A 10,023-nucleotide genomic window follows, 5' to 3' on the forward strand; every position below is an offset into this window, starting at 1 on the left:
TCTGAGGCAGCACCTGGCACGGCTGGGACGGAAGTCGCTGTCGTTCTCAAAATCGGTGGAGCTGCATGACAAAGTCATCGGGCATTATCTGAACATAAAACACTATCAATAAGTTGGAGTCATTACCAAGGCGTTAAATCCACATTCCGCCTGGTGGCTACCACGATTGTGACGACATTTACCATCTGTGCCTGCACGGCAAATGGGACCTTACCGTTGCTGCTGTGCGGTGATGCCTTTAAAGAGGAGTACAAAAAGCGAGGTCTTGCGGCAAAAAACCTCTCGCGAACCACTGAAGATGCCGGAACCGTTGTCGAACCGATTATCCCCTGGTCTGCCTCAGGCGTTTATTGCGCCACTATGCTGGGCGTTGCCACGCTTGATTACTTGCCCTGGGCAATCCTCTGTTACAGCGGCGTCATCTTTGCCCTACTGTGGGCGGCAACCGGTATTGGCATTGCTAAATATGAGCCCAATGAAGCCACTGAGAATATGGTTGAGCAAAAATCATAAACTACTAAATAGCTAAATCTTAGCTATCACCAGGGTAAATTAAATATATCCATTAGATATACATAAACATTCTTCGCTTTTGCGTTGCTTACACTATTTTCAGAGACTTCCAGGAGTCAACAATGTCTTTGTTTGATGATATTGTCACAAGGGATGTTAATTGTCGCAAATACGGGCAATTACAACAGATGTACGGTACCACCGATGTATTACCGCTGTGGATTGCAGATATGGATTTTGCGACACCAGAGCCAATCATGAGCACGCTGCGTTCGGTGGTATCGCAGCCTGTGCAAGGCTATAACCTGGATTATCCACAATGGAAAGAATCTGTTATTCATTGGTATGCACAACAGTATGATGCCGATATCAAGGCACACTGGTTACATTTTATTCCCGGTGTTATAAAAACTATCGTACTCTCTTTAATGGCGCTTACCCGTCCAGACGATAATATTTTAACCTGTACGCCAATCTATGATCCCTATCCTAATCTGGTAAACACCAGCGGCAGGAATTTGATTCAGACGCGCCTCATTGAGAAAAACGGGCACTATGAATTTGACTGGCATGATTTCAGCGAGAAACTCAAGCAGTGCAAAATGTTTTTGTTCCCTTCACCGCATAATCCAGGTGGAATGGTGTGGTCGCGGGAAACGTTGGAAAAAATAAGCCACTATTGCCAGCAGGCTGGCGTCATCATTCTGTCTGATGAAGTGCACAGTGATTTAACCCTGCCAGGAAAGCGCCATTTGCCGTTTTTTACTGTTGATGAAGCGCCAGATAGTCGGTCAATCGTGCTTACTTCCATCAGCAAGACCTTCAATACGGCGGCGATCCAGGGCGGAATCGCCATTATTAAGAATGATGAATTACGCCATCAGTTCTACCACTTTCTGGATAACTGCTACCTTGCAGAGACCCATTCATTGCAGCAGGCGGCCATTTACAGCGCCTTTACTCATTGCGCCGACTGGCACCAGAAATTATTGGCCTATCTGGCCGACAATGTAGCGTTTGTGAAAAGTGAAATTGAAAAGCACTGTCCTTTGATCTCAATAGTGTATGGCGGCGCGTCGTATCTGTTATTTCTGAATGCGGAAAAAATGGATCTCAGCGATGAGCAGCTAAGCGCTTTTTTTGTGCATGACGCCAGGCTTGGCCTGTCACCTGGGGCGCAATACGGTCCCGGTGGAGAGGGGCATATGAGACTCAACGTTGGCTGCCCACGCCCGGTACTGGTAGACGCGATGAACAGGCTAAAAGCGGCATACCAGAAATGGCAGAACGCATAGCGTACATCACACGATTTGCCCTGCCACGGTGGGGCAAAATTATCCAAAGATGTTGCTGAACTGCTATAAAGTCTTTCCCTTCTGTCGGCTGGTGTTAAACTGGAAAGTGTGATCTTCATCATAACCTGCTTAAACAGAGACAAGAGACACTGCTATGCAACATATCATCGAGGGCTTCCTCAACTTCCAAAAAGAGATTTTCCCTCAACGCAAGGAACTCTTCCGCAGCCTGGCATCCAGCCAGAATCCTAAGGCACTTTTCATCTCCTGTTCCGATAGCCGCCTGGTTCCAGAACTCGTTACTCAGCAAGATCCAGGACAGCTTTTCGTTATCCGCAACGCCGGTAATATCGTACCGTCATTTGGTCCGGAACCAGGTGGTGTATCCGCAACCATCGAATACGCGGTTGTCGCACTTGGCGTAACGGATATCGTCATCTGCGGTCACTCCAATTGTGGCGCGATGAAAGCCATTGCCGATAGCCAGCCCCTGGATCCGATGCCCGCTGTCGCTCACTGGCTGCACTATGCCGATGCCGCGAAAGCCGTGGTCGATAAAAAAACCTGGGATAACCCAATCGATAAAGTTAACGCCATGGTGGAAGAGAACGTTATCGCACAGCTTAACAACATTAAAACGCATCCTTGTGTCGCGGTTGGGCTGCGCAATAATGCGCTTCGTCTGCACGGTTGGGTGTATGACATCGAAAGCGGTGAAATCCGTACCCTGGATAAAAACAGCAAAACCTACGTTTCCCTTGCAGATAACCCGCAGGTGCATTTCGAGTAATTCCCCCACTGGAGCAAGGATGCTCTGGACATCTCCTCTCCCTATTTCTGTTAGTGGACAAAAAACGGGCTCGCGACTAGTTTTAAAGTAGCCACTGGTGTTCCACATCGGTTTTCGCACATTTATACAACATTGCGACAGGCTCATTCACTGAGTCGCAAACAGCTGTTCATACATGGTGCAGGCGATAAAAAGGAGCAGGTGCAGATGCAAACAAAAATAAAAAGAATAATGGATAAGTTATTTTATCATGAGTCGTGGGACATCATGCTTATTAAGCATAATGGTACACACTCATTCCCCGACAACACTCTGGAGATATTAAGCAAATCCACTGCGCAGCAGTTAAAAAAGAAATATACATTTCAGGCCGATCCTTTTCTGATTGAAAAAGACGATAAACTGTATGTTTTCTATGAAGCTCTTAGCTTTCGCAACTCAAAAGGCACGCTACGATGTCGCGTTCTTGACCGTGAACTGGTTGAACTTGAAGATATTAGGCTTGAAGGCTTTGACGACTTAAAGTGTCATTTGTCATTCCCTTATCTGATACATATCAACGATCAACTGTTCATGATCCCCGAGTCTTCAGAAAGAAAAGAGGTAATACTGTTTCAGTCAATTGAGTTCCCTGCACGCTGGAAGCAAGTTAAAGTTTTAATCTCTGATACCAAATTAACCGACAACGTATTTATCTCAATTAATGAAACCTGTTATCTGTTGTCCACCACGATGGATAACGAAATAATTATTCATTCAGCAGATCATATTTATGGACAATGGCAGCGGATTACCCCCTCATTAAAGGTGAGCAATCCTCATCATCGAGGTGCAGGTGCCTCCTATCTGGTCGAAAATAAAATGTACTTCCTTACACAGGAGTGCACACCTGAAACTTATGGAAAATCAATCTATATCAAAGAATTAGTGACACTAAACGACGCTAATTTTGCTGAAACTCTGATCGAACAAATCAATTCGTCGATCAACCATAGTGACGGCGTCCACACGCTGAACTTCTCAAATAACTATATTGTTTATGATACAAAAATAAACAAATTCAGCTTTTTATCTATACTTAAAAAAATATCTTATAAATGCATGGTGAGGTATCGCAACTATTACCTTACCAAACGTAACCAATAACGCGTTCTCTATGGTACTGGCGTGAATCAATCCCCGTTTATCTGGAGTCTGTATGGCAATTCTTGTCACTGGTGGTGCAGGTTATATTGGTTCACATACTGTGTTAACGCTACTGGAAAGAGGCGATGATGTCGTAGTCATCGATAATCTGGCGAACGCCAGCAGAATCTCGCTGGGCAGGGTCGCGGAACTCACCGGAAGAGAGCCCATTGTCTATATCGCCGATGTTCTCGACAGGCAGGCATTAAAAAACATTTTCGCCGACCATAACATCACCGATGTCATTCATTTTGCGGGACTCAAATCGGTTTCAGAGTCGATAAAAGAGCCCCTCGCCTACTATGAAAATAACGTCACCGGTACGCTGGTTTTACTGGATGAGATGCTGGCCGCTGGCGTTAATCGTTTCATTTTTAGCTCATCTGCGACGGTATATGGTAATCCAGAAAGCGTACCGCTGAGCGAGCAATCACCTACGGGCGGCACCACCAATCCGTACGGTACGTCTAAGTTGATGGTCGAACAAATTCTGGCCGATTTCTCACGTGCACAACCCGATTTTCGCATTACCTGCCTGCGCTATTTCAACCCGGTTGGCGCCCATCCATCAGGTCGGATTGGTGAAGATCCTAACGGTATCCCTAATAACCTGGTTCCGTATATCTCCCAGGTCGCGATTGGTAAGCTGGAAACCGTGTCGGTGTACGGTAATGATTATCCAACCCCTGATGGTACCGGTGTGCGTGATTATATTCACGTCATGGATCTGGCGACCGGTCATTTAGCCGCACTTGATTGCCAGAGCAAAGGCGCGGCTTACAAAGTGATTAACCTCGGTACCGGTGTCGGTTATTCCGTAATTAATCTGATTGAGGCGTTTGAAAAAGCGGCGCAGACAAAAATAAACTATCAGTTTGTCGCCAGAAGACCCGGAGATATTGCCGAATGTTGGTCTGACCCATCGCTGGCATACAAAGAGCTAGGTTGGAAGGCCATCTATAACCTTGATGAAATGATGCGTGACACCTGGAACTGGCAAAAAAGTAACCCGAATGGGTATCAAATTTAATGTTCTCAGCAGCGAGCCTGACCGTCAGGCTCGCTGCTGTGTCTGACTAGCGTACCGTTATTGTTGACACCCGGTACCAGCCGCTGCTCTGTTTCCCTTCATTGGCAAAGTTAATTCTCGCCGCACCCGACTTATCCAGCATCGCAACCTCAATCGCGTATTGCCCTTTCGCCAGTCGGCCTGGCATAGATAACGCATAACTGACCTGATACTTACCGGGGAGCCAGCGGCGAATATCCTCCGCGGAATTCCCCTGTGCCACCACCTTATTGGCGCTGTCTACGACCCGGAATGCCAGCATGTATGGCAGATAAATCGGTGCGATACCCTCATTGTACCAGGTACTGTTTAATGTCAGCGTTTGTCCACTGTCCCACACGGACTCATGGCTCAGGGACGCAAGGCGAAATCGATAGCCCAATTTGGTCAGCGCATTGTCGACAATCGGTCGATAGTCGCTGGGTATCGTTCTCGATTTCAGGTTAATGGTACTGGCGTGCTGCTTGACCGCCCAGTCAAAAATCCCCTGCACTTCAGCACGTGTATAGTGAAAGGTGTTCTTCCAATCCTGCATATACGAGCAGATCTCCAGACTCACCGGCGCACGTTTCCAGACGTCGTTGAACCCTGAATAACTCTGCTGCGCAGCCAGCAATCGCTGCGGGTAATCATCAGCCATATGGTTCCAGGTGTCCGAAAATACGCGCAGGTCCCCCCAACAGTCCGCACGCCACCCAGCCCCACGCGCCACCGCATTCGCCAGACTTTGACCGCCGCTTATCAGCATGGTTTTTGGCGTCACCGGAAAAGCAGAAAAGTGCATCGCGACGTAGCGATCCAGTTGCGCCGTGGTGTATCGCTCCAGTAATGGCTTCAGGTTCGGGAAGTTGCTGTTATGCCATTCTCCCCACGATCCCACCATGCCAATATCAACAAACGCGAGATTCTCATTACCATCGTAGCGTTTACCAAATGCGTTCAACAGACGCTGGCTGTATTCAATAAACAGAGGATCGTCTAAATCCGGGGCAAATGTCTTTTTATCCGGCGTCCAGGTTCCTTTCACGCCTTTTTTAATCAGCCAGTCAGGTATTTGCGAACCGCTTTCCGGCTCTGCCAGAGCCATAAATCGTAGCCCGACATTCATCGCAGGACGATGTGCCGCCGCGTATTTGAAGGCATCATCCACCAAGGCAAAATTGTACTGGCCTTCGACTGGCTCCAGGTCCCGCCAGTAAAAACGCTCGTATTCAAATCCGGTATTGGGATAGTCCGCCAGCCCCAGCGTTTCACCGTATCCCTGATGAAAACTTGCCACGCCAATCCCCGGATTGGTTAACGGGCCCGTCAATGCTTTGGGGGTAACGGTCGTCAATGCGGCCATAACCGTCAGCGGGAAAAACATGCACAACAACGCACAAACCCATTTACGCTTCATCGCAATGACGTCCTCCACCAATTTGTTAACACTAGCGGTCTTTCAGGCTTAACCACCAGTCCCAGATACCTACGTGAAAATTTTGGAACACATCAATACCTAACGCGGATTTGATCATATACAGCGTCAGCAATATGCAGCAGGTGACGAATAGCACGGCAATCAGCAGCAAAAAAGTGAGCAACATTCTCGACAGGGTTGATTCCTGGCGATGCTGGCGGCGTAAATCTCTGCCAAACAAAAAAACCAGATAATAACGCTTACTGAAAAAAGGAAAGCTTCTGCGAATATCGATCTGATGCCGCGAAGTCAGGGTTGTAGCAAGGAGCGCTTTTTCCACCCCTTCTTTTTGTTCAGGGGTCAATTCCTCCGCTATCCGCTCATCAAGGTGAGCGTAAAACCGTTCGATGGCAGGAAGACGATTTTGAGGACTGGTCAAAATTAACCTATATCTTTATCAATGGAGTGGTAGACGTTAACCGTCTTTTTGGCGATTTCATGCCAATTGTAGTTTTGCAAATATACACCATAGTCCACGCTATTTGCTGTTGCCCCTTGGCCTAATTTTTCAGCCAGACCGGTTACATCTCCCACCTTAAAATAGTCCTCGGCGGGCAGTTGAACTTCAAGGTTAGCCGGAATATCACTGACGACGGCCGGAAGAGAAAATGACATTGCCTCCAGCAGCGCAATAGGCAATCCTTCATGGTATGAGGGCATCACAAACAATTTAGCCTGCGAAAACACCGCCTGAAGTTCGTCACCACGTAAAAAACCAGTCATCACAACACCTGGCGTGTCGGCGGCAAGCTTTTTGAGGCGCACGCTGTATTCGGTCGGATGATCCGCATCGCCAATTAACACTAACGGCATGGTCAAACCACTGTGTTGATAAGCGGCGATGGCATCATGCATCCCTTTTTCTTCCACAAACCGCCCAACCACCACGAGGTAGTTTTTCGGCTGCAGCCCAAAGCGGGAGAGCGTATTGTCGATGGTAAGCTGTGATAATAACCTCGGCTCGTTCACGCCATTGTGAATTAAATGCGCATCATAGCGACCGTGTTTTTTCTGGATCAGTTGATTAATAACGTCAGAAATCACAATCACCTCGTTGGCATATCTCACCGCCCAACGCTCACCCAGCAACAATATTTTTTTGGCTACAACCCCCCATTTCTGGCGATCGTAATCGGGCCCGTGGTGGGTAAAAACCACCTTTTTACCCATCACGCGTAAGAGTGGGATCACAAGGCCGGGGCCGATAGCATGGACATGCACAATATCCGAATGGTCGATACATGTCCTAAACGCCGCTAAAACGGAATGGACAATCGCTTCCAGCGAGCGCTTTTTGGGTGCCCACAGCGCGTAGGTTTCGACTTTCTTATATACCGATCGTTTGTAATTTACATATGGCGAGCGAGCGATCACGCAAATATCCACGTCGAACTGCTGTTTAATGGCAGGATAAAGATTCTGACAGTGTGTCTCCACACCGCCCAATACATCGGGAATACCACGCGTTCCAAAAACCGTTATTTTTTTACTCATACTATGGCCTGCTCAGCAGTTCTTTATACAGCGCCTGTAGGGTATCCATATGTTTACTCAGCGCATATTTTTCACTCAACCGTGCACGTCCATGTAAACCCATATTCCTCGCCTTATCAGGCGAGTCGGCCAGAGCGTCCATCGCATTGGCTAACTCCTGCGCATTGCCCGGTTCGAATAAAATCCCTTCGATACCGTCACGAATTTGTTCCGGTATACCGCCGATGCGCGACCCGATAACCGGCTTGCCTAAGGACATCGCTTCTAATATCGCCATAGAACAGTTTTCATAGCATTCTGAAGGCAGGATCACCGCTCGCGCATGCTTAATAAGGTTGTCGAGGGCTTCCCCTTGTTGCACATAACCTAAAAACTCAACATCAGGGTATTTGGCGGCTAATTCATCATGCAACGGACCGTGCCCCACAACTTTCAGCGGCGCTTTGTTCTGCATTTTTTTATGCGCTGCCAACAACGTTGCCACGCCCTTTTCACGGCTCAGACGGCCAAAGTACAGCATATAGCCCTCATCGCTCACTTCAGCCAGGGGACGGCTGTCATCAACGCCATTGACGATGACATCAATGCGCGAATTTGGCAGCGTGCGCAGCAAGACACCGCGTAAAAAAACGCTTGGTGAAACAATCACATCCAGTGCCTGATAGTTTTGTGCAATGTACTGCCAGGTTGCCTCCAGGGAGAGCAGTAAACTTTTTGAGGCTGAACCTTCCTGACAACGATACCTGAAGGCATTGAAAACCGTTCCGGTAATACAGGAATCACACACTTTGCCGTCGCGCAGCATGGAATACGCGGGGCACACAATCTTATAGTCATGCGCAGTCAGCACCGTTTTGCAGCCAAAATTGCGCGCAACTTTAATCAACGCCGGTGTTAACTGATGGTAGATGTTGTGAAAGTGGACGATATCCGGGCGCTCTTTTTCTAATAGCGCCAGCATTTTTTTGCAGGCCTGCGAATTATGAATAAAGTTAACCGCCGTTTTGATACCACCCAGCAGATTGCTCGCTTTGTGGTAGTCCACATTACTGACGAAATAATCCGCATAGTCCGAGGGGAAATTATTCTCATGCTGCATAGAGAAATCAATAACCTGCACTCCGGCCTGTTTCAGCATATCGCGCTCTTGAAAATAAACCGTTTCCGCGCCGCCTTTGATGAAAAAAAACTTGTTAACCAATAATACTTTCATGGCGCCTGCCCCGGTTATTCATGAATGATTTTACTGTTAGGCGGAGTCAGCGGATCGCGTACCGGATAAAAAATACCTTTGATCAGCCCCGCTGAGCGTACGATTAAATTAATAACGCTTTGCAGCCCATCTGTTAACGAGCGGTTTTGCACAATCTTCAACAAAGCAAACGCCAGTAATGGTAGAAGCGCAACGGCAAACACATTGATATTTAAACTGAGCATCGCCACAAATAAGAGAATAAGGTAGAGCGCAAATACCGCCTCATTCTTCACGATGTTGAATGACTGGGAAAACCAGGGTTTCCCCCAACTACAACGCAAAAGCTCACCTGGCGCCTGGTAATAACCGCTGGTCCAGCGCCGCGCCAGCATCTTAAACGTCGGCAGCGTATGTGACGTATGGCTGAAGTAAGGAATATCCAGACGCCGCAGTTTATAGCCTGCTTCGATTAAACGCAGGCCCAGTTCAGCCTCTTCATACGCGTGCAAATTACGGTTAGTCAGATAACCAATTTTTTCAATTGCCGACCGACGATACAGCCCACCGCCCCCCAGATGATCGCTATCCCCGAGTGGATAGATTTTATTAATGCGTTGCTTACGCGATTTAAACTCATAGTTTACGGCATCATCCATTTCAACGGTTCCCGCAACGCCTGCATATTCTGGTTCGGCCTGCAAAAACGCGACGGCCTGATCCACAAAGCCCTCCTCCAGCTCCATATCGCCGTCCATCAACAACAGATATTCCCCTTCACTATACAGATAACCTAACTGGTGCCCGACGCCACAGCAGCGATCGCCAGGGTCAGTTAAGGACACTACGGTCACCCCTTTATCGATCGCAAGCTGTTGGGTGTTATCCGTTGACAGACTATCTGCCACAATAATTTTGTGTGGATAATCAATAAGCTGCTTACGGATACTGTCAATCGTCTTCTCAATACATTTAGATTCATTGAGTGTTTTAATACTCACTGAAATAAACGGTTTTTGGTCCATA

11 protein-coding genes are annotated in these 10,023 nt (G+C 47.7%); 6 read left to right on the top strand and 5 right to left on the bottom strand.

The genetic code is table 11. The annotated features are described in order from the left end of the window. The 6 genes from ACHHZ7_RS04360 to galE all read left to right on the top strand — a co-directional run. A partial coding sequence (locus ACHHZ7_RS04360) for an IS1 family transposase (RefSeq protein WP_001691633.1) occupies window positions 1-112 on the top strand: 112 nt, incomplete at its 5' end. Next, the gene (locus tag ACHHZ7_RS04365) at window positions 109-513 is read left to right on the top strand and encodes a Na+/H+ antiporter NhaC family protein (RefSeq protein ID WP_395148767.1); all 405 of its coding nucleotides are present in this window, start codon (window positions 109-111) and stop codon (window positions 511-513) included. The genes ACHHZ7_RS04360 and ACHHZ7_RS04365, both read left to right, overlap by 4 nt. 122 nt (window positions 514-635) lie before the next feature. Then, window positions 636-1,808, top strand: a complete 1,173-nt coding sequence (locus ACHHZ7_RS04370; RefSeq protein WP_192463926.1) for a MalY/PatB family protein — start codon at window positions 636-638, stop codon at window positions 1,806-1,808. 154 nt (window positions 1,809-1,962) lie between these two features. Beyond that, on the top strand, window positions 1,963-2,598 hold the full coding sequence (locus ACHHZ7_RS04375; RefSeq protein ID WP_003826059.1) for a carbonic anhydrase: 636 nt from the start codon (window positions 1,963-1,965) through the stop codon (window positions 2,596-2,598). Between the two features lie 207 nt (window positions 2,599-2,805). Next, window positions 2,806-3,744, top strand: coding sequence for a hypothetical protein (locus ACHHZ7_RS04380; RefSeq protein WP_060683355.1), 939 nt, complete (start codon window positions 2,806-2,808; stop codon window positions 3,742-3,744). A gap of 52 nt (window positions 3,745-3,796) precedes the next feature. After that, entirely contained in the window at window positions 3,797-4,813 is a 1,017-nt protein-coding gene (galE, locus tag ACHHZ7_RS04385; RefSeq protein ID WP_060683354.1) for a UDP-glucose 4-epimerase GalE, read from the top strand. Between the two features lie 46 nt (window positions 4,814-4,859). On the opposite strand, the gene ACHHZ7_RS04390 is transcribed toward galE, so the two are convergent. Genes ACHHZ7_RS04390 through ACHHZ7_RS04410 form a run of 5 tightly spaced genes read right to left on the bottom strand, consistent with a single transcriptional unit; the run spans window position 4,860 to window position 10,022 of the window. Beyond that, window positions 4,860-6,251 (bottom strand): DUF4832 domain-containing protein, encoded by a 1,392-nt coding sequence (locus tag ACHHZ7_RS04390; protein ID WP_045899692.1) that lies wholly within the window; start codon window positions 6,249-6,251, stop codon window positions 4,860-4,862. Window positions 6,252-6,282: 31 nt separating this feature from the next. After that, window positions 6,283-6,690: a hypothetical protein gene (locus ACHHZ7_RS04395; protein WP_060683353.1), complete on the bottom strand. Its 408-nt coding sequence runs from the start codon at window positions 6,688-6,690 to the stop codon at window positions 6,283-6,285. Between the two features lie 2 nt (window positions 6,691-6,692). Further along, the gene (locus ACHHZ7_RS04400) at window positions 6,693-7,805 is read right to left on the bottom strand and encodes a glycosyltransferase family 4 protein (protein WP_060683352.1); all 1,113 of its coding nucleotides are present in this window, start codon (window positions 7,803-7,805) and stop codon (window positions 6,693-6,695) included. A gap of 1 nt (window position 7,806) precedes the next feature. After that, window positions 7,807-9,018 carry a glycosyltransferase family 4 protein gene (locus tag ACHHZ7_RS04405; protein ID WP_060683351.1) on the bottom strand — a complete coding sequence of 404 codons (1,212 nt, stop codon included), beginning with the start codon at window positions 9,016-9,018 and terminating at the stop codon, window positions 7,807-7,809. A gap of 14 nt (window positions 9,019-9,032) precedes the next feature. Then, on the bottom strand, window positions 9,033-10,022 hold the full coding sequence (locus ACHHZ7_RS04410; protein WP_008785586.1) for a glycosyltransferase family 2 protein: 990 nt from the start codon (window positions 10,020-10,022) through the stop codon (window positions 9,033-9,035). Window position 10,023 lies beyond the last annotated feature (1 nt).

This window comes from Citrobacter freundii complex sp. 2024EL-00216, from assembly GCF_043945515.1.
GTDB lineage: Bacteria > Pseudomonadota > Gammaproteobacteria > Enterobacterales > Enterobacteriaceae > Citrobacter > Citrobacter portucalensis.